Raw genomic sequence first — 17,558 nt, forward strand, 5'->3', positions numbered from 1 at the left:
CTGCCGGGCCGCTCCGGACAGTCTGCCGTCAGTCCGGATCGGCACCCTCCTCGGCCGCCGTGTGGTGGCGCGAGACGCGGAAGAAGCGTCCGGCGACCATGGGCAGCACGAAGCCGACGATGGCGACGAACCACAGCCCGATGGTGAGCGGGCTGCTCCACAGGATGCTCCAGTCGCCGTTGGAGATGGTCAGCGCGCGGCGCAGGTTGGCTTCCATCATGTTGCCGAGCAGCACGCCGAGGATGATCGGCACCAGCGGCACGTCCAGCTTGCGCAGCACCCAGCCGAGCACGCCGAAGCCCACCATGACCAGCAGGTCGAAGCTCGACCCCGAGATGCCGTAGATGCCGACGGCCGAGATCATGGCGACCGCGGGCATCAGGATGCGCGGCGGCACCTGCAGCACGCGGACGAACACGCCCACCATGGGGATGTTCAGCGCCAGCAGCATGATGTTGCCGATGAACAGCGCGGCGATCAGGCCCCACACCACGTCCGGGTTGCTCTGGAACAGCAGCGGGCCGGGAGTGATGTTGAGCGCCAGCAGCATCGCCAGCAGCACCGCCGTGGTGCCCGACCCCGGCACGCCGAGCGCCAGCATGGGCACCAGCGCACCGCCGGCGGCGGCGTTGTTGCCGGCTTCCGGCGCTGCGACGCCGCGCGGGTCGCCCTTGCCGAAGGTGCCCTTGCGGTCGACGAAGCGCTTTTCCAGCGTATAGGCGACGAACGACCCGAGCGAGGCGCCCGCGCCGGGCAGCACGCCGGCGATGAAGCCGATGATGGTGCCGCGGGTCATGGTGCCCGAGGTCTCCTTCAGCGTCTTCAGCGGCACGGTGATGCGACCGAGGTCCGTCTTCGCCTTGCCGGCGCCCTCGCCTTCCCCGCGGTGCTCGAGGAAGATGAACACCTCCGAGAGGGCGAACAGGCCGACGATGGCGACCAGGAAGTCGATGCCGTCGAACAGGTGGACGTTGTCGAAGGTGAAGCGCGGCACGCCCGTCTGCCCGTCGACGCCGATCATGGCGATGCCGAGGCCGATGGCGGCGGCGATGGCCGCCTTCGCCTGGTTGCGGCTGGCGATGCCGCCGAGCGTCGCGAAGGCCAGCAGGAACAGCGCGAAGTATTCCGCCGGGCCGAACAGCAGCGCGACCTTGACCAGCAGCGGCGCCAGGAACACGAGACCCCAGGTGGCGAAGAAGGCACCGACGAAGGACGCGACGCCCGAAAGCGCCAGCGCCTCGCCGGCCTTGCCCTGCCTCGCCATGGGATAACCGTCGAGCGTCGTCATCATCGCCGGTTCGTCACCGGGGATGTTGAGCAGGATCGACGAGATGCGGCCGCCGTACATGGCGCCGTAGTAGACGCTGGTCAGCAGGATGATGGCGGGCGTCGCCGGCAGTCCCAGCGTGAAGGCCACCGGAATGAGGATCGCCACGCCGTTGGACGGGCCGAGGCCGGGCATGGCGCCGATGATGGTGCCGAGGAAGCAGCCGAGCAGCGCCAGACCCAGGTTCTGCCACGTCAGGGCGACGGCGAAGCCGTCCATGAGGGATGCGAGAGCGTCCATGGGTCAGAACCCCCAGGGGCCGCGCGCCAGCGACAGCCCGAGCACGAGGTGGAAGACGACGTAGATGCCGACCGAGATCCCGACACCCGCGAGCGCGGCCCCCGTGGGGCGGCTGCCCAGCCGCCACGACAGGATGCCGGCGGCGACCGCGGTCGCCAGCACGAAGCCGACGACCGGCAGCGCCAGGGCGTAGGCGATCAGCACGGCGACCGCCAGCGCGATCTCCAGCAGCCGGCCGAGGGCCGGCCAGTCGGCTTCGGGATCGGGCTTCACCAGCGGGTAGATGCAGGCCAGCGCCATGACGCCGCCGATGATGATCGGGAAGCTCCGCGGGCCGAGCGGATCGCTGCTGAACCCCAGCTCGATCTGCGTCGCCTGCCAGATGAAGAAGGCGGCGAGCGCGAGCCCGACGCCTCCGAAGATGCGATCGCTGGTCATTTGATCAGACCGATTTCCCGCGAGAGTTCCTCGGTGTCCTTGATCTGCTCGGCGACGAAGGCGGCGAACTCGTCACCCTGCAGGTCGAGCGGCATCAGGCCGTTGGCGGCCATGATCTGCTGCCATTCGTCGGATTTGTAGAGCGAGTCGATGGTGGACACCCAGTAGTCGTAGGCTTCCTTCGGCATGTCGCCGGGGCCGTAGAACCCGCGCCAGTTGGCGCCGATGGCGTCGATGCCCTGCTCGCGCGCGGTCGGGAACTTGCCGAACTCGCCCGGCAGACGCTCCGGCGCCAGCACGGCGAGGATCTTGATGTCGCCGGAATCGACGAAGCCCTTGGCCTCGGAGATGTCGCCGGTAAAGGCCTGGACGTGGCCGCCGAGCAGCTGCGTGATGGCCTCGCCGCCGCCCTCGAAGGGCACGTACTTGATCTGGCGCAGGTTCTCGACGCCGGCCTTGCGGGCGGCGTTCAGGACCTTCAGGTGGTCCCAGCCGCCGACCGCCGAGCCGCCGGCGACGGCGACCGAGGCGGGATCGGCCTTCAGCTTCTCGATCAACTGCGGCAGGGTCTCGACCGGGCTGTCCTTGGCGACGGCGATGATGCCGTAGTCGGCGCCGATGGAGCCGAGCCACTTCACCTGGTCCTTGTTCATGCCCGGGTAGGCGCCCTGGGCGAGACGGGCCGAGGTGGAGGACGAGGCGGCGACGATCAGGTTCTTGTCGGAGGCGCGCTTGGCGACGACGTTGGCATAGGCCACACCGCCCGAACCGCCGGTCATGTTGGTGACCTGCATGGGCGACGGCACGAGCTTCAGGTCGTACATGGCCTTGCCGGCCTGGCGGCAGGTGAAGTCCCAGCCGCCGCCCGGGGCGGCCGGCGCGATGCACTCGGGGTTGCCGACCTCGAAGGCCTGCGCGGCGGACAGCGGCACGGCGGCCGCCAGGACGGCGGCGGCGAGGGAGCGGCGGGTGATGGACATCAGAGACATGCGGAACATTCCTCCCGACGGAATGGGTGGGTGCAGGCCGCCTTCCCCCATGGGACGGCGGCGGGTGCGGGAGGTGTCGCGCCTAGGGAACCCTGCGCGAACGGAACCGGTCACCTCCCGGCTGCGAGCCTTCTTGTTTCGGCATGGGGGCCATGTGGACTCGCGCTGGGAGGACGGTAAGCCGCGAAGCTGTCACCAGCCTGTCACTGCACCACCAGCGCCTCGCGCCAGCGGTCGAGCAGGCGGCGGCGCTTGCTCTGGTCGCGGTAGACCAGCAGCCCGGCGCCGACGCGGATGGGGCGGATGTCGGTGCGGCTGCGGGTGAGCAGCGCGCTCATGGTGTTGTCGCCCGTGACGCCCGGGTGCAGGGCGTTGAGGTTCACCTGGTCGGCCAGCACCGTCTGCCCCGCCTGCGAGGCGAGGAAATCGAGGAACAGGCGCCCCGCCTCCGGCGTCCGCGCCGCCCGCGGCACCAGCCCGACGCGCGACAGCACCACCGTGTAGTCCTGCGGCACCACGATGCCGAGGTCGGGCCGGTCGGCCGCCATGGCGGCGGCGTAGGAGCCGAGCACGTTGTAGCCGACGGCGAGCCGCCCCTGCGCCGTTTTGTCGATGACGGCGGCCGAGTCGGTGTAGAGCTTCACGCCCGCCCGCCCCATGAGCGAGACCAGCGACCAGATCCCGTCGTCGATCTCGGCGTCGCGGGCGAGCATGAGGAAGCCGACGCCGCTGCGCTCGATGTCGTAGGTGCCGATGCGCCCGGCCATCAGCTCGGGCTCCTCGTCCAGCAGGCGGCGCAGGTCGGCGCGCGACTGCGGCGGCGAGCGGTCGGCGAAGCTCGGGCGGTGGTAGACCATCACCGCCGGCTCGAAGGTCAGGCCGAAGGCGGTGTCGCGCCACACCGCCCAGGGCGGCAGGGCATCGGCGGACGGCACGTCGACCGCCTGCGCGAAGCCGTCGTTGGCGAGCTTGAACTGCAGATCCATGGCCGACGACAGCACGAAATCGGCGGTCGGGCCGCCGGCCGCCGTCTCGGCGCGCAGGCGGTCGTCGATCTCTTCCGACTGCAGCTCGTGATAGACCACGGAAACGGCCGGCCGGCTCTGCTGGAAGGCCGCGATCACCGGCGTGAACAGCGCCGTGTCGGTGGTGCCGTAGATGACGAGGTCGAGGCTCACCCCCTCCGCCCCCGGCTGCAGGGCGGGATAGGAGCGGCTGGCGGCGCGGGCGTCGGCGGTCGTGACGGTGCCGAGCAGCAGGACCGTCAGGAGCAGCAGGATTCTGGCGAGGGGCGCTGGCATGTGCCATATGATGGACAGCCGCCCCTGCCAGGCAAGCCGAAACTTCGCCGCGAACCCGCCGAGCCATGCGCATTCTCGTCGTCGAGGACAATCCCGAACTGGCCGCGACGCTGGAACAGCTGCTGCGCGGCCTCGGCCATGCGGTCGACACCGTGGAAGACGGCGACGGCGCCGACGCCGTGCTGGCTGCCGAGGATTTCGACCTGGTGGTGCTCGACCTCGGCCTGCCCGGCCTCGACGGGCTGGAGGTGCTGAAGCGCCTGCGCCACCGCCGCGACCAGACGGCCGTGCTGGTGCTCACCGCCCGCGGCGCGCTGGACGACCGGGTGAAGGGGCTCGACCTCGGCGCCGACGACTACCTCACCAAGCCCTTCGATGTCGCCGAGCTGGAAGCCCGCGTGCGTGCCCTCCTGCGCCGCCGCATCGGGGCGCAAGGCGGCATCGTCACCGTCGGTCCGCTCGCCTTCGACGTCGGCCGCCGCCGCGCCACCCTGCACGGCGAGCCGCTGGACCTGCCGCGGCGCGAGTTGGACCTGCTGGAAGCCCTGGTGGTGCGCGGCGAGCGGGTGGTGAGCAAGCGCGAACTGGCCGACGGCATCTCCAGCCTCGACGAGCCGCTAACCGAAAGCGCCGTCGAACTCTACATGAGCCGCCTGCGCCGCAAGCTGGAGCCGGCGGGCCTGCGCATCCGCAGCCTGCGCGGCCTCGGCTACATGCTGGAAGCGCCATGAGCGGGCGCCGGCTGCCGTCGCTCCGGCGCAACCTGCTGGTCTGGCTGCTGGTGCCGCTGCTCGGCCTGGGCGCGCTCATCGCCGCCGAGGGCTATTATCAGGCGCTGCGGCTGGCGACGCGGGTGGCCGACCGCACGCTGGCGGGCTCGGCGCTATCCATCTCCGACCGCGTCACCATCGCCGAGGGCGGCGGCAGCCTGGAGGTCGACGTGCCCTACGTGGCGCTGGAGATGCTCACCTCGGTCGGCGACAACCGCGTCTTCTATCTGGTACGGGCGCGCGACGGCGAGCTGGTGACCGGCTACCAGGACCTGCCGCTGCCGGACAAGGCGCCCGTCATCCACGGCAACCCGGTATTCTACGACACCGCCTACCAGGGCGCACCGGTGCGCGCCGCCGCCGTCGCCGGGGCGGCTTCCGACGCCGGGCAGTCCATCGGCTACACGGTGGTGGTGGCGGAAACGACACAAGGCCGCGAGGAGATCGCCCGCGCCACGCTGGTGCAGCTCGGCACCCGGCTGGCGGCGCTGGCGCTGGTGCTGGCGGGGCTGGTGTGGTTCGGCGTCGGGCGCGGCCTGAAGCCGCTGGCGAGCCTTGGCGCCGCCGTCAATCGCCGCAGCCCCGACGACCTGCGCCCCATCGCCCACGACACCCCGCGCGAGGCCGCCGGGTTGGTGGAGGCCATCAACGCTTTCCTCGACCGCCTGCGCACGGCGCTCGACGGGCTGCGGCAGTTCACCGGCACCCTCGGCCACCAGATGCGCACGCCCCTGTCCATCGTCCACGGCAACCTCGCCCTCGCCCTGCGCCAGCCGCTGCCGCCGGAGGCTCGCCTGCCGCTGGAACGGGCCGAGCGGGCGGCCCGCGATGCCGAGCGGTTGATCGGCCAGCTGTTGCTGCTCGCCCGCATGGACGAGGCGCGGGCGGCCCACGAGGGCTTCGTGCCCGTGGACCTCGCCGCCCTCGCCGCCGAGGTGACGCGCGAACGGGCACCGCAGGCGCTGCGCGTCGGCCTGGAACTGGCGCTGGAAACGGAAGGAACGGAACCGGCCGTGGTGGCGGGCTCGCCGGTGCTGCTGCGCGAGGTGCTGCTCAACCTCATCGACAACGCCGCCCGCTATGCCGCCCCCGGCACCGCGACCCTCCGTGTCGGCAGCGAGGCCGCGACGGTGCGGCTGGTGGTGGAGGACGACGGGCCGGGCATCCCGCCGGAGCGGATCGCCGACGCCCTCACGCGCTTCCGCCGCGGCGCCGACGGCGGCGGGACGGAGCGCACCGGCTTCGGGCTCGGGCTGCCCATCTGCCGCGACGTGGTGCTGCATCACGGCGGCGAGCTGGAATTGTCGGAGCGTCCCGGCGGCGGCCTGCGGGTGACCGCCACGCTGCCGCGCGCCGAGGCCCTCATTCCCCCGGCGCCGGCACCGCGGCAGGACGCGCCACCAGACGCTGGGCGATGAAGGGTACCGCCACCACCACTACCGCCAGCCGCACCAGGTGGTGCGCCGCCACGAAGGCCGGGTCGATGCCGAGGGTCAGCGCCAGCAGGCCCAGTTCCGGCGCGCCGCCCGGCAGGTAGCTCAGCAGGGCCGCCAGCATGTCGATGCCGAGCACCAGATGGGCGCCCCAGGCCGCGAGGCCGGACAGCACCAGCAGCAGCACGACCAGACCCGCCGCCGCCTTCATGTACTGCCCCAGGACCCGCAGGGTAACCCCTTGAAAACGCGCACCGATGGCGGCACCGATGACGATCTGCGCGGCGACCACCAGGAAGGCGGGCGGGCTCGCCGCGCTCCAGCCGCCCAGGTGGACCACCGCCGACAGCAGCAGCGGCCCCATGAAGCTCGGGTTGGGCAGGCGCAGCAGCTTGCCGCCCAGCCAGCCGCCGACGCCCGTCGCCGTCAGCACCGCCATGTCGAGGGCCGAGGGCATGGCGAACAGTTCGTCGGGGATGAACCCGCCGGGCGGCATGACGGCGCCGCTCGCCAGCACCGCCGGCGGCGTGAGCAGCAGGATGGCGCACAGGCGCAGGGCGTGCATCATGCCGACGGCCCGCACGTCGCCGCCGGTGGCAGCGGCCAGCTGGCTCATGACACTCAGGCCCCCCGGCACGCCGGCGAACAGCGAGGTCGTCAGGTCGTAGCCGGCAACGCGGCGGCAGTACCACACCGAGACGACGGCCATGACGCCCGTCAGCGCCAGCATGAAGGCGAGGCTCGCCGCCCAGTGGGAGATCTCGCCGAGCACCGCGACGTCGAAGCCCGAGCCCAGCATGACACCGAGGATCGCCAGCACCACGCTGCGGGTGCGTGTCAGCTTGGCGAGGCGGGCACCGCCGATGGAAACCGCCGTCGTCAGGGCCAACGATCCCATGAGCCACGGCAGCGGCATGGCGACGGCGACCGCCGCGGCCCCGCCCGCCCCGCCGAGCCCGAAGGTGGCGAGCCCGTGGAGGATCTGCTTCGGCTGCAAGGCCTTGCTCATGCTCATGCGCCCCTCCCCTGGTCGGCCAGGAAGTCGTGCAGGCGGCGCGCCGCCGGCGGCATGTGGTCGCGGCCCGTCGAGATGATGTCGAGGCTGCGGGCGGCCCAGGCGTCGCTGATGGGTGCCGCCTGGATCGCCATGACCTCGAGGTAGCGCTCGATGCTGCTGTGGCGCAGGAACCCGATGCCGAGCCCCGCCTCCACCATGCGGCGCAGCGAGCCGAAGCGGCTGACGTGGATGACGGACGACAGCGTCACCCCCGCCTCGCGGCAGCCGGCGCTGATGAGTTCGTCGATGGCGCCACCCTGGTGCAGCGAAATGACGTCGTAGCCCGCCGCCTCGGCGATGGAGACGCCTTCGCCCGGCTTGCGGCCGGCGAGCAGCGGGTGGTCGAGGGGCGTCACCACCCAGATCGGGTCTTCGCAGAAGGGCACGGCGTGCAGGCGGGACCCACGATGGGCGGTGTCCGCGACGACCGCGAAGTCGACGCGGCCTTCCGTCACCGCCTCCACCGCCTCGCGGCTGTAGAGTTCCTGGACGTGGACCGTCACCTCGGGGTGCGCCTCGCGGAAGGTCCGCAGCGCTTCCGGCACGCCCGTATTCAACGCCGAGGTGACGGCGGCGAGGTAGACCTCGCCGCGCTCGCCTTCGGCATAGGGGCGGAAGTCGCGGGTCATGTCCTGGATGACGGAGAGCAGCCGTTCGCCGTGCGCCGCCATCATGCGACCCTCGGCGGTCAGTTCCACGCCGTGCGGCACACGGCGCAACAGCTGGACCTTCAGCGCCGCTTCCAGGTCGCTGATGCGGCGGCTGACGGCGGAGGCGGCGATGTGCTCCCGCCGCGCCGCCTCGCCGATGCTGCCGGCGCGGGCGATGGCGAGGAACAGGCGGATGGTGACGATGTCGAAGGCGGCCAAGCGCGGAGATCCTTCACGGCGACTGTCGACGGACGACGGGAGCGACGGGACACGTCCAGCCCCGTGATCCTATCCCCGCCCTCCGCCGTCGCCCATCACCGTCTCGCGATGGGGGCCGCAGCCGCTCGCGATGGCGGCGGGTACGGGCGGCCGTCAGTGCTCGCCGTGCAGGCGGGCGAGGAAGCGGCGGCTGCGCTCCTCCGTCGGGGCAGCGAAGAAGGCTTTAGCCGGGCCTTGCTCGACGATCCGGCCGCCTTCCATGAAGATCACCCGGTCGGCCACGTCGCGGGCGAAGGCCATTTCGTGGGTGACGATGACCATGGTGCGGTGCTCGGCAGCGAGGCCGCGGATGACGCTCAGCACCTCGCCCACCAGTTCGGGGTCGAGGGCGCTGGTCGGTTCGTCGAACAGCAGCACGTCGGGCTCCATGGCGAGCGCGCGGGCGATGGCGACGCGCTGCTGCTGGCCGCCCGACAGCCGCGCCGGATAGGCGTCGGCCTTCTCCGCCAGCCCCACCTGGGCCAGCACGGCGCGGCCGGCCTGGATCGCCTGCTCGCGCGCCACGCCCTTCACGATCACCGGCCCTTCGATGACGTTCTCCAGCGCCGTGCGGTGCGGGAACAGGTTGAAGGTCTGGAACACGAAGCCGACGTGCTGGCGCAGCGACCGCACCGCCTGCTTCTGGCGGGCGAGCGGCTTGGCGCCGTCCACCGTCACCGGCCCGACCCGGATGGTGCCGCCGTCGGGCGCCTCCAGGCAGTTGAGCAGGCGCAGCAGCGTCGTCTTGCCCGAGCCGCTCGGCCCGATGACGGCGACCACCTCGCCCTTCTCCACCGTCAGGTCGACGCCGTCGAGCACGGTGGTCGGGCCGAAGCGCTTGGTGAGGCCGGTCGCCTCGATCATGGCGGCCATGGCGTCAGGTCCTCACGTGGCGGCCGGCGCGCGCTTCCATGCGGTTCTGCAGCCACGACAGGCCGGTCGACAGCACCCAGTAAAGCGCCGCGGCGGCCAGATACATGGTGAAGACCTCGTAGGTGCGCGCCGTGATGAGCTGGGCCTGGCGGAACAGCTCGGGCACCTGGATGGTGGCCGCGAGCGAGGTGTCCTTCACCAGGCTGATGAAGCTGTTGCCGAGCGCCGGCAGGGCGACGCGGGCGGCCTGCGGCAGCACCGTGCGCCGCATGGTCTGGCCCGGCGTCATGCCGATGGAATAGCTGGCCTCCCACTGGCCCCGGTCGATGGAGGCGATGGCGCCGCGCAGGATTTCCGACGTATAGGCGGCCATGTTCAGGGAAAAGCCGATGAGCGCCGAGCTGATGGGGTCGAGGCGCAGGCCCACCTGCGGCAGGGCGTAATAGATGATGAACAACTGCACGAGCAGCGGCGTGCCGCGGAAGAACGACACGTAGACGCGCGCCGGCCAGCGCAGCAGGCGCAGGCCCGACAGCCGCATGAGCGCGATGCCGAACCCCAGCAGCAGCCCGAAGGCCATGCCGCCCACGCTCAGCCCGACGGTATAGACGGCCCCCTTCAGCAGGAAGGGAGCCGCCTGGGCCAGGGATGCCAGCACGCCGTCCATGACGGCTTACTGCGTCACGTCGGAGCCGAACCACTCCTTGGAGATCTCGGCCAGTTCGCCGCTCTTCCGCAGGGAGTCGACGGCGTCGTTGAGCGCCTTCTGCAGTTCCGGGTTGCCCTTGCGGATGGCGATGCCCATGCGCTGCTTGGCGAAGGGCTCGCCTGCGGCGACCACCGACCCGTCCGACTGGCGCAGCAGGTAGCCGGCCATCAGGCGGTCGTTGAGCAGGGCGTCGAGGCGGCCGACGCGCAGGTCCTGCAGCGAGGCGACGTTGCCCTCGTAGGTGCGGACGTCGGCGCCCGGGGCGTTCTCGCGCAGCCATTCCTCGTAGTTGGTGCCGAGGCCGACACCCACCGCCTGGCCTTCCAGCGCCTGCGGCGTGGTCAGCTCGTCGGCCTTGTCCTTGGTGGTGATGATCTGGATGCCCGACACGGTGTACGGCTGGGTGAAGTCGTACTTCTGCTCGCGCTCGGGCGTGATGGTCACCTGGTTCATGATGGCGTCGAAGCGCTCGGAATCGAGGCCGGCCAGCATGCCGTCCCACTTGGTCGGCACGAACTCGGCCTTCACGCCCATCTCCTCGGCGACGGCCTTGGCGAAGTCGACCTCGAAGCCGATCAGCTCGCCCTTCTCGTCGGTGTAGTTGAACGGCGGGTAGGTGCCTTCCACGCCGATGAGGATGCTGCCGCGTTCCTTGATCTGGTCGAGCAGGCTCTTGTCCTGGGCGACGGCGGCTCCGGCCCCGAGGCCGAGCCCGGCGGCGGCGAGGGTGGCGGCGGCGACGAGGCCGCGCAGGCGGGAAAGCTGCATCTCTAATCTCCACTCTGGGCACGGGCGATGCGCGATCAACGCGCCAGACGCCGGCGCGCCGCACGGAACGTCAGGGAGCCGGCGATATAATGACCCACCTTTGAGATGTCAAATTTTATGTTTCAACATTTTATTTATGTTGTTTCAGTTCAGGAAAAAGGGCCGGATGCGCGTCCGGCCCCTTCCGCTTACTCCAGGCCGGCTTCCGCCCCCGTCCGGGTCTTGATCGCCGCCACCCGCTCGGCATTGTCGGCGAGCCAGGCGTCGAAGCGCGCCAGCAGGTCGGCATGGCGGGTGGTGGACAGGCGATAGGTGTCGCGGCTGTGCGGTAGGCCGGGGTCGAACACCAGCCCGCCGGGCTTGCCGAGGTCGGTCGCCAGCAGGTGGTTGGCGACGGCGACGCTGACGTAAGCGCCATCGATGCGGCCGGCCAGCACCTGCCGCAGCAGGGCGTCCATCTGGCCGTTCTCGGTCAGGCGGGGCTTGCCGGCGGCGATGCGGTCGAGCCACGAGAAGGGCGTGAAGCCGGTCACGGTACCGAGCACCACCACGGCGTCGGCACCCTGCCCCACCCGCTCGGGTTTGACCACGACACCGTCGATATAGGTGATGACGGGGGCGCTGTAGGTCACGGTCGCCGCGTCCTTGGCGCCGGGCGCCCAGGCTGGGTTGTCGGGGAACTTGAAGTCGATGCCGCCGCCCGTCAGGTCGGCGTAGAGGCGGTTCACCGGCAGCGGCCGGTACGCGAAGCTGATGCCGGCGTCGGCGGCGAAGGCGTCGAAGATCTCGCGCGCCGCGCCGCCGTAGGCGCCGTCGCGCACGCCGTAGACGGGGAAATAGTTCAGTTCCTCGACACCGATCACGTAGTCGGCGGCGGCGGCCTCCCCAGCCACGGCGGCGGACCCGAGACCGAGGGCGAACAGGGCGGCGAGCAGTCGGCGGCGCAGCATGGTCCTCTTTCCCCCTCCGTGAACGCTACTTCTGCTTCAGGACGATGAGCGTCAGGTCGTCGTAGATGACATGGCCGCCGATGTGGCGCATGACGTCGTCCACCACCGCCTGCTTGATGCGGTCGGCCGGCTCCGCCCAGTGGTCCGATACCACCCGGCACAGACGGTCCAGGCCGTAGAGGGCGTCGGAGGCGTCGGCCGCCTCGGTGATGCCGTCGGTGTAGAGCACGACACCGTCGCCGGGCGCGAGGGTCACCTCTGTCTCCCCGACGAACTCTTCCACCGTGTCGACGAGGCCGAGCGGCATGCCGAGCCACGTGGTGTCGACCAGTTCGACCGAGCCGTCACCGCGCACGACGATGACCGACTCATGCTGGCCGCCGATGCGCAGGCTGCCCCCGCCGCCCTCGCGCGGGGTGTGGTCGAGCAGCGCGAGCGTCAGGTTCTTGTCGCTGCCCATGCGCTGGACGTTGTCGTAGATGGTGCGGTTCAGTATGCCGAGCATGCGGCCCATGTCCTGCTCGTCGCTGGCGACCAGGGTGCGCACGGCGCTCTGGGTCATCAGCATGACGACGCCGCTTTCCAGGCCGTGGCCGGTGACGTCGCCGATGCCGATGCGCACGCGGTCGCCGCCCGACTGCAGGATGTCGTAGTAGTCGCCGCCGACCTCGCTGGCCGGCTGCATGTAGGTGGCGAGGTCGAGCCCGCGGATCGCCGCCAGTTCCTCGGGCTTGGGCAGCAGCATGCCCTGGATCTTTCGCGACACGTCCAGCTCCGCCCCCAGGCGCACGTTCTCGGCGGCGAGGCGGCCGTTGAGCTGCTCGATCTCCTGCTTGGCGGCGGCGAGCGCAGCCGTGCGCTGCTCGACGCGCGCCTCCAGTTCCAGTGTCAGGGCCGTGAGTTCGCCTTCCGCCTTGTCGCGCTGGTCGAGGCCGCGCTGGAAGGCCGACATCAGGCCGTTCAGCCCGTCGATCAGGCCGCCCAGTTCGTCGTGGCGATGGCCGGCGGCCGGCGGCACGGGGGTGGCGCCGGGATTGGCCGGGTCCACCGCCATGACCTGCTGCGACAGGCGCAGCAGCGGCCGGGTGATCATGAGGTAGAAGGCGAGCACCACCACGCCGCAGATGGCGAAGGCCCGCAACAGGCCCATGGCCGCGTTGGTGGTGGCACGCTCGAAGAAGCGCTCCGCCGCCACCTCCGCCGTCAGGCCGACCTCCAGCGTGCCCACCGGTCGCCCCTCGTGCACCAGCGGCAGGGTCCAGGTGGACAGGTCGCCGAACAGCCGATCGGCCAGCGTGCCGTCGGCATCGGCGGTGCCGCGCGCGAAGGTCGCGAGGTCGCCGCCCATGTCGTCGATCAGCGTCACCTGCGCCACGGCGGGATACTCGGCGAGGCCGCGGGCCACCTGCTCGGCCAGCCGGTCATTGAGCTGGAAGGCGGCCTCGGCGGCGGAGGGCTCCACCATGGCCAGCGTCCGCCGCATGGTCCCCGCCACTTCCTCGCGCATGCTGCGCCAGTCGAACACCAGCTCCACCGCGCTGCCGAGAATGCCGAACAGCAGGGCGATGACCAGGGTCACCGCCGCCTGCTTCAGGGTCAGACTGCGGAACGTGTGGCGCCCCGGCGCGACGACGGGCGAAGCGGCGGTGGCAGGGCCGATGCGGGGCAGCGTCTGGCTCACGTCATTGCATGTCCATGATCAGCGTCGGCATCAGGCGCTGCAGGTTGGCCAGCGACTTGCCCTGCCAGGCGATGCTCTTGGAGCCGCGGATGGTCAGTGCGGTGCCGCTGTTGCGCGCCTCGATGACGAACTTGGAGAGAACCGCGATGCCCGAGCTGTTGAGGAACTCGAGCCCCGCCACGTCCACCGTCAGGACGTCCGTCTTCGTCAGGCATTGGCTGAGCAGGCCGGCGATGGGGGCGTATTCGGCCATGCCGTTCAGGCGCATGACGCCCGCCAGGCGCGCGGTCCTGGTGGCCGGGTCGTAGGCGACCTTGTGAGTGCCGCCGTCTATGATGGTATCCATTCCCGAGCAACCCCTCAGAGCGTGACGGCGACGTGCGTGGTGACCGTGACCGCCCCGTCGACCGCCGGCTCGAACTGCCAGCCGAGCGCGGCCTGATAGTCGTTGATCATGGTCAGAAAGCCCAGCCCCGCGCTGCCGCCTTCGGCGCTTTTTTCCAGCTGCTCGACATACATTTCGTCGGGGTCGGAACCGAGGAGACGGTCGATGAACGCGCGGAAGGCGACCGCCTGCTCCGCCGTCACCGTGTTCGTCTCCCAGAAGGCCACCCGCGCGTTCTCCAGCTGCAGGCGGATGTAGATGGGATGCGACAGCGCCTCGGCGCTGTACTTCATGGCGTTTTCCAGCAGTTCGTTGGCGATGAAGTTCACCGCCCCGCGGATCTGGTCGCGCTGCGCCTCCGGCATGGCGTCGCCGCCGTCGGCGGGCAGGAAGGTGGTGACGTAGTCGGCCATGAAGTCGGCCGACAGCCCGTTGTTGCGCCAGCGCTGCTGCAGCGGCACGGAACTCGGGGAGAAGCGCAGGGTGAGGGTCTCGCCGGCCATGTCCTCCTCGGCCGGCGAATAGGCCCCGATGGTTTCGTTCATGCTCATCCTCGTGACGATCGGTAGGTGTTGCGGCCGGCGCGCTTGGCCGCATAGAGCAACTGGTCGGCATCGGCCAGCAGGGCGGTGGGATCGCGGCCCGCAGACGGCACTTCGGTCACCACGCCCATGGACACCGTCACCACGCGATGCGTCGACGCGAGGTGCGGAATGGCCTGGGCGGCGAGTTCGTGGCGGATGGTCTCCACCACCTTCAGCGCGCCGTCGATGCCGGTCGCCGGCAGCACCAGGGCGAACTCCTCGCCGCCGTAGCGGGCCGCGAGGTCCGTCGGGCGGCGGCAGGCGTGGCGCAGGGTGGCGCACAGCTTCACCAGGCAGTCGTCGCCCGCCTGATGGCCGTAGGTGTCGTTGAAGGCCTTGAAGTGGTCGACGTCGAGCAGGATCACCGACACCGGCGTGCCGCCGCGCAGGCCGCGGCGCCACTCGTTGTCCAGCACTTCCGACAGGCGGCGGCGGTTGGCGATGCCGGTCAGGGCGTCGGTGCGCGAGACGATCTCGATTTCGCTGTAGCGGCGCAGCCACTGGGCGTCGATGTCGTCGGAATGCTCGGTGATGGTGGAGACGAGGATTTCCAGGTCGTCGCGCTGCTGGCGCAGGGCCCCGAGCAGGGTCTGCAACCGGCGCTCCGCCCGGGTGCGCTCGGTGATCTCGCGGTGGAGCTGCTCGTTCATGGCCGAAATTTCGACCTCGATGGCATCGCCGTGTTCGGCGGCCGTCGACAGGGCGATTTCCAGGTCGCTGACCTGCTGCTCCAGGTCGCGCACGCGCGCGCCCAATGCCGCCACCTGACCACGCAGCATCGCCGCGTCGGTCTCGTCGACCGGCGCGCCGTCATCCTGGTCCGGCATGCCTCGTGTCTGCATGACCATCGGTCGGTACCCTTTTCCCGTAGGCTGTACCTTAGTCCTTTTGGCGTAGACACAGAAGCCCGAAGTTGCGGCTCGGTCGACTCTTTCAGCCTCACCCCCCGGGAAGGCGCCACGACCAGCGGTTCTTACCGCCTGCCTTTGCCGCGTACATGGCGTTGTCGGCAATCGTCAGTAGTCCGTCACCCGTATTGCTGTCGTCGGGGTGGAACGCGAGACCGATGCTCGCCCCGACGGCCAGATCCTCTCCTTCCCACGAGACAGGATCGCGCACGGCGGCGAGGATCTTGTCGGCGATGCGTTCGGCGTCGGCGCGGGTGGCGACCTCCTCGGCCAGCACCACGAACTCGTCGCCGCCGATGCGGGCCGCCGTGTCGACTTCGCGCAGCACCGCCTTCAGCCGCCGCCCGACGGTGGCCAGCACCGCGTCGCCGGCGTCGTGGCCGTAGCGGTCGTTGATGGGCTTGAAGCCGTCGAGGTCGATGAACAGCAGCGCCACCGCCGTCTTGTGCCGCCGGGAATAGACCAGCGCCGCCTGCAGGCGGTCGGACAGCAGCGAGCGGTTGGCGAGGCCCGTCAACTGGTCGTAGAGGGCCAGGTGGCGGATGCGTTCCGCCGACTGGTGGCGTTCGATGGCGATGGCGGCCAGCCGCGCCGCCCGCTGCATGACCTCCACCGAGGCATCGTCGGGCAGGCCCGGCTCCGCGCCGTAGATCGCGAAGGTGCCGAGCACGCCTTCGGCCTGCGACAGCACCGGCATGGACCAGCAGGCGCTGAAGCCGGCGGCGACGGCGGCGTCGCGGAAGTCGATCCAGTTGGCGTCCGTCTGCACGTCGGCGCTGAACACCGGATGGCCGGTGAAGGCCGCCGGACCGCAGGACCCGACGTTGCCGCCGATGACGACACCATCCGCGGCCGTCACGTAGTCGGCCGGCAGCGACGGCGCCGCCAGATGATGCAGGGCATCGCCCACCAGCCGCAGCATGGCGGCGCGACGACCGGGCATCTGCTCCTCGATGGCGCGGCAGATGCGGTCGCCCACGGCCGCCAGCGGATCGGCGCGGGCGACCATCTCCAGGATCTCCCGCTCCGCCCGCAGGAGCGCGGTGGCGCGGTCGCGCTCGGTGACGTCGATGCCGGTGCAGATGAGGTGGGTCGCCACCCCTTCGCGGTCGCGCAGGGTGGTGACCGTCCAGCGCACGATGCGGGTGGTGCCGTTGGCGGCCCGCAGACCGGTGGTGACGCTGCTTCCCTCCGCCAGTCCGCCCTGCTGGTCGAGCCGGAACCGCGAGGCGACGGCGGCATCCGGGATCAGGTCGCCGAGCCCGGTGCCGACCGCGTCGGCCTCGGCGAGGCCAGTCACCTTCTCGCAGGCGCGGTTGAACGACACGATGCGGCCGCGGCGATCGACCACGGCCACCAGGGCGCCGACCGTGCGCAACACGGCGTTGGTGAAGGCCTGCTCGCGCTGCAGCCGTTCGTTGGCGGCGCGCGCTTCGGCGAAGGCGGCGTCACGCGCTTCCTCGGCGTCGCGGCGCAGGGTGATGTCGCGCTGGATGCCGACGTAGTGGGTCAACTGGCCGCGGGTGTCGAATACCGGCGCGACCATCAGTTCGTTCCAGAAGGCCGTGCCGTCCTTGCGGAAGTTGCGGATGACGGCCATGCCCTCGCGGCGCTCGGCGATGGCGGCGCGGATCTCGGCGAGGCCCGGCTGGTCGCTGTCGCCGGCCTGCAGGAAGCGGCAGTTCTGCCCCATCACCTCGTCGGGCGTGAAACCCGTGATCTCGGTGAAGGCGGGATTGGTGTAGATGATGGGCATGTCGGGCTGTGCCGCATCGACGATGAGGATGCCCTGGCTCGACGCCTCGATGGCGCGGTTGCGCAGGTGCACCGCAGCCTGGGTCTGGCGCAGGTGCCGCTCGCGCCGCACCACCGCCGAGACGTCGTTGATCTGCAGCAGCACGCCGCGCCGGCTGCCGCGCACCGGGCGCACGGCGGCCGACTGCTCCAACGGCTCGCCGTCGCTGCTGCGGGTGAGCGGCAGCACGCTGCGGTGCAGCTGATTGGACAGCACCGAGGCCATGCCCTGCCCCGCCGCCTGCTGCACGGCCTCGACCAGGGCCGGCGCGGCGGCGTCGCCGAACAGGTCGGTCAGCGTGCGGCCGTGCGCGTCCTCGCCGGAAATGCCGCTGCGGCGCGCCAGCCAGGTGTTCCAAAAGACGATGCGGCACGCGTCGTCGAGCAGCGCCACACCGCAGTCCAGGGCGTCGAGCACCCCGTCCCCCGTGTCCATCCCCCCC

At 70.8% G+C, this 17,558-nt stretch carries 17 protein-coding genes and 1 pseudogene; 3 read left to right on the forward strand and 15 right to left on the reverse strand.

Annotated features, from left to right (window positions below):
* Positions 1 to 28: 28 nt before the first annotated feature.
* The 4 genes from CRP50_RS14760 to CRP50_RS14775 all read right to left on the reverse strand — a co-directional run bounded on the left by CRP50_RS14760 (position 29) and on the right by CRP50_RS14775 (position 4,295).
* Complete coding sequence (locus CRP50_RS14760) at positions 29 to 1,567, reverse strand: tripartite tricarboxylate transporter permease (RefSeq protein ID WP_097279947.1); 1,539 nt, start codon at positions 1,565 to 1,567, stop codon at positions 29 to 31.
* A 3-nt stretch (positions 1,568 to 1,570) separates the two neighbouring features.
* Positions 1,571 to 2,005, reverse strand: a complete 435-nt coding sequence (locus CRP50_RS14765) for a tripartite tricarboxylate transporter TctB family protein (RefSeq protein WP_097279948.1) — start codon at positions 2,003 to 2,005, stop codon at positions 1,571 to 1,573.
* On the reverse strand, positions 2,002 to 2,994 hold the full coding sequence (locus CRP50_RS14770) for a Bug family tripartite tricarboxylate transporter substrate binding protein (RefSeq protein ID WP_097280116.1): 993 nt from the start codon (positions 2,992 to 2,994) through the stop codon (positions 2,002 to 2,004). The genes CRP50_RS14765 and CRP50_RS14770 overlap by 4 nt, the downstream gene beginning before the upstream one ends.
* 203 nt (positions 2,995 to 3,197) lie before the next feature.
* Complete coding sequence (locus CRP50_RS14775; protein WP_097279949.1) at positions 3,198 to 4,295, reverse strand: ABC transporter substrate-binding protein; 1,098 nt, start codon at positions 4,293 to 4,295, stop codon at positions 3,198 to 3,200.
* A 65-nt stretch (positions 4,296 to 4,360) separates the two neighbouring features.
* Here CRP50_RS14775 and CRP50_RS14780 point away from each other — a divergent pair, with 65 nt between their 5' ends.
* From CRP50_RS14780 to CRP50_RS26540, 3 genes and pseudogenes are all read left to right on the forward strand, one after another.
* Positions 4,361 to 5,026 (forward strand): response regulator transcription factor, encoded by a 666-nt coding sequence (locus CRP50_RS14780; protein ID WP_097279950.1) that lies wholly within the window; start codon positions 4,361 to 4,363, stop codon positions 5,024 to 5,026.
* Positions 5,023 to 5,931, forward strand: a pseudogene (locus CRP50_RS26535) (sensor histidine kinase); the annotation flags it as partial. The gene CRP50_RS14780 and the pseudogene CRP50_RS26535, both read left to right, overlap by 4 nt.
* A 3-nt stretch (positions 5,932 to 5,934) precedes the next feature.
* Complete coding sequence (locus CRP50_RS26540; protein WP_416045212.1) at positions 5,935 to 6,483, forward strand: sensor histidine kinase; 549 nt, start codon at positions 5,935 to 5,937, stop codon at positions 6,481 to 6,483.
* On the opposite strand, the gene CRP50_RS14790 is transcribed toward CRP50_RS26540, so the two are convergent.
* The 11 genes from CRP50_RS14790 to CRP50_RS14840 all read right to left on the reverse strand — a co-directional run bounded on the left by CRP50_RS14790 (position 6,428) and on the right by CRP50_RS14840 (position 17,551).
* The gene (locus CRP50_RS14790; RefSeq protein WP_097279952.1) at positions 6,428 to 7,513 is read right to left on the reverse strand and encodes an AbrB family transcriptional regulator; all 1,086 of its coding nucleotides are present in this window, start codon (positions 7,511 to 7,513) and stop codon (positions 6,428 to 6,430) included. The genes CRP50_RS26540 and CRP50_RS14790 overlap by 56 nt on opposite strands.
* Positions 7,510 to 8,424, reverse strand: a complete 915-nt coding sequence (locus CRP50_RS14795) for a LysR family transcriptional regulator (RefSeq protein ID WP_097279953.1) — start codon at positions 8,422 to 8,424, stop codon at positions 7,510 to 7,512. Before CRP50_RS14795 ends, CRP50_RS14790 begins: the two co-directional genes overlap by 4 nt.
* 153 nt (positions 8,425 to 8,577) lie before the next feature.
* A complete protein-coding gene (gene tcyN / locus CRP50_RS14800; RefSeq protein WP_097280117.1) occupies positions 8,578 to 9,327 on the reverse strand; it encodes an L-cystine ABC transporter ATP-binding protein TcyN in 750 nt (249 codons plus the stop codon).
* Between the two features lie 13 nt (positions 9,328 to 9,340).
* Positions 9,341 to 10,003 carry a cystine ABC transporter permease gene (tcyL, locus tag CRP50_RS14805; RefSeq protein WP_097279954.1) on the reverse strand — a complete coding sequence of 221 codons (663 nt, stop codon included), beginning with the start codon at positions 10,001 to 10,003 and terminating at the stop codon, positions 9,341 to 9,343.
* Positions 10,004 to 10,009: 6 nt separating this feature from the next.
* Positions 10,010 to 10,813, reverse strand: a complete 804-nt coding sequence (tcyJ, locus tag CRP50_RS14810) for a cystine ABC transporter substrate-binding protein (RefSeq protein ID WP_097279955.1) — start codon at positions 10,811 to 10,813, stop codon at positions 10,010 to 10,012.
* A 188-nt stretch (positions 10,814 to 11,001) separates the two neighbouring features.
* Positions 11,002 to 11,763, reverse strand: coding sequence for a substrate-binding periplasmic protein (locus tag CRP50_RS14815; RefSeq protein ID WP_097279956.1), 762 nt, complete (start codon positions 11,761 to 11,763; stop codon positions 11,002 to 11,004).
* A gap of 25 nt (positions 11,764 to 11,788) precedes the next feature.
* Positions 11,789 to 13,444, reverse strand: coding sequence for a PP2C family protein-serine/threonine phosphatase (locus CRP50_RS14820; protein WP_245913488.1), 1,656 nt, complete (start codon positions 13,442 to 13,444; stop codon positions 11,789 to 11,791).
* A gap of 1 nt (position 13,445) precedes the next feature.
* Positions 13,446 to 13,790 carry a slr1659 superfamily regulator gene (locus CRP50_RS14825; RefSeq protein WP_097279957.1) on the reverse strand — a complete coding sequence of 115 codons (345 nt, stop codon included), beginning with the start codon at positions 13,788 to 13,790 and terminating at the stop codon, positions 13,446 to 13,448.
* A gap of 14 nt (positions 13,791 to 13,804) precedes the next feature.
* Positions 13,805 to 14,374 (reverse strand): DUF6272 family protein, encoded by a 570-nt coding sequence (locus tag CRP50_RS14830; protein ID WP_097279958.1) that lies wholly within the window; start codon positions 14,372 to 14,374, stop codon positions 13,805 to 13,807.
* A 2-nt stretch (positions 14,375 to 14,376) separates the two neighbouring features.
* Positions 14,377 to 15,240, reverse strand: coding sequence for a GGDEF domain-containing protein (locus CRP50_RS14835; RefSeq protein ID WP_176525188.1), 864 nt, complete (start codon positions 15,238 to 15,240; stop codon positions 14,377 to 14,379).
* 112 nt (positions 15,241 to 15,352) lie between these two features.
* Positions 15,353 to 17,551: a diguanylate cyclase domain-containing protein gene (locus CRP50_RS14840; protein WP_176525189.1), complete on the reverse strand. Its 2,199-nt coding sequence runs from the start codon at positions 17,549 to 17,551 to the stop codon at positions 15,353 to 15,355.
* Between the last annotated feature and the right edge of the window lie 7 nt (positions 17,552 to 17,558).

Origin of the sequence: Caenispirillum bisanense, assembly GCF_900230255.1 — a bacterium.
Lineage (GTDB): Bacteria > Pseudomonadota > Alphaproteobacteria > Rhodospirillales > Rhodospirillaceae > Caenispirillum > Caenispirillum bisanense_A.

Excerpts from the sequence above, each read along its gene's own strand:
- CRP50_RS14830 (WP_097279958.1), bottom strand. The coding sequence starts at position 14,374 with ATGAACGAAACCATCGGGGCCTATTCGCCGGCCGAGGAGGACATGGCC.
- CRP50_RS14765 (WP_097279948.1), bottom strand. The coding sequence starts at position 2,005 with ATGACCAGCGATCGCATCTTCGGAGGCGTCGGGCTCGCGCTCGCCGCC.
- CRP50_RS14815 (WP_097279956.1), bottom strand. The coding sequence starts at position 11,763 with ATGCTGCGCCGCCGACTGCTCGCCGCCCTGTTCGCCCTCGGTCTCGGG.
- CRP50_RS14760 (WP_097279947.1), bottom strand. The coding sequence starts at position 1,567 with ATGGACGCTCTCGCATCCCTCATGGACGGCTTCGCCGTCGCCCTGACG.
- tcyJ (WP_097279955.1), bottom strand. The coding sequence starts at position 10,813 with ATGCAGCTTTCCCGCCTGCGCGGCCTCGTCGCCGCCGCCACCCTCGCC.
- CRP50_RS14780 (WP_097279950.1), top strand. The coding sequence starts at position 4,361 with ATGCGCATTCTCGTCGTCGAGGACAATCCCGAACTGGCCGCGACGCTG.
- CRP50_RS14835 (WP_176525188.1), bottom strand. The coding sequence starts at position 15,240 with ATGCCGGACCAGGATGACGGCGCGCCGGTCGACGAGACCGACGCGGCG.
- CRP50_RS14825 (WP_097279957.1), bottom strand. The coding sequence starts at position 13,790 with ATGGATACCATCATAGACGGCGGCACTCACAAGGTCGCCTACGACCCG.
- CRP50_RS14770 (WP_097280116.1), bottom strand. The coding sequence starts at position 2,994 with ATGTCTCTGATGTCCATCACCCGCCGCTCCCTCGCCGCCGCCGTCCTG.
- CRP50_RS14775 (WP_097279949.1), bottom strand. The coding sequence starts at position 4,295 with ATGCCAGCGCCCCTCGCCAGAATCCTGCTGCTCCTGACGGTCCTGCTG.
- CRP50_RS14790 (WP_097279952.1), bottom strand. The coding sequence starts at position 7,513 with ATGAGCATGAGCAAGGCCTTGCAGCCGAAGCAGATCCTCCACGGGCTC.
- CRP50_RS26540 (WP_416045212.1), top strand. The coding sequence starts at position 5,935 with ATGGACGAGGCGCGGGCGGCCCACGAGGGCTTCGTGCCCGTGGACCTC.
- tcyL (WP_097279954.1), bottom strand. The coding sequence starts at position 10,003 with ATGGACGGCGTGCTGGCATCCCTGGCCCAGGCGGCTCCCTTCCTGCTG.
- tcyN (WP_097280117.1), bottom strand. The coding sequence starts at position 9,327 with ATGATCGAGGCGACCGGCCTCACCAAGCGCTTCGGCCCGACCACCGTG.
- CRP50_RS14840 (WP_176525189.1), bottom strand. The coding sequence starts at position 17,551 with ATGGACACGGGGGACGGGGTGCTCGACGCCCTGGACTGCGGTGTGGCG.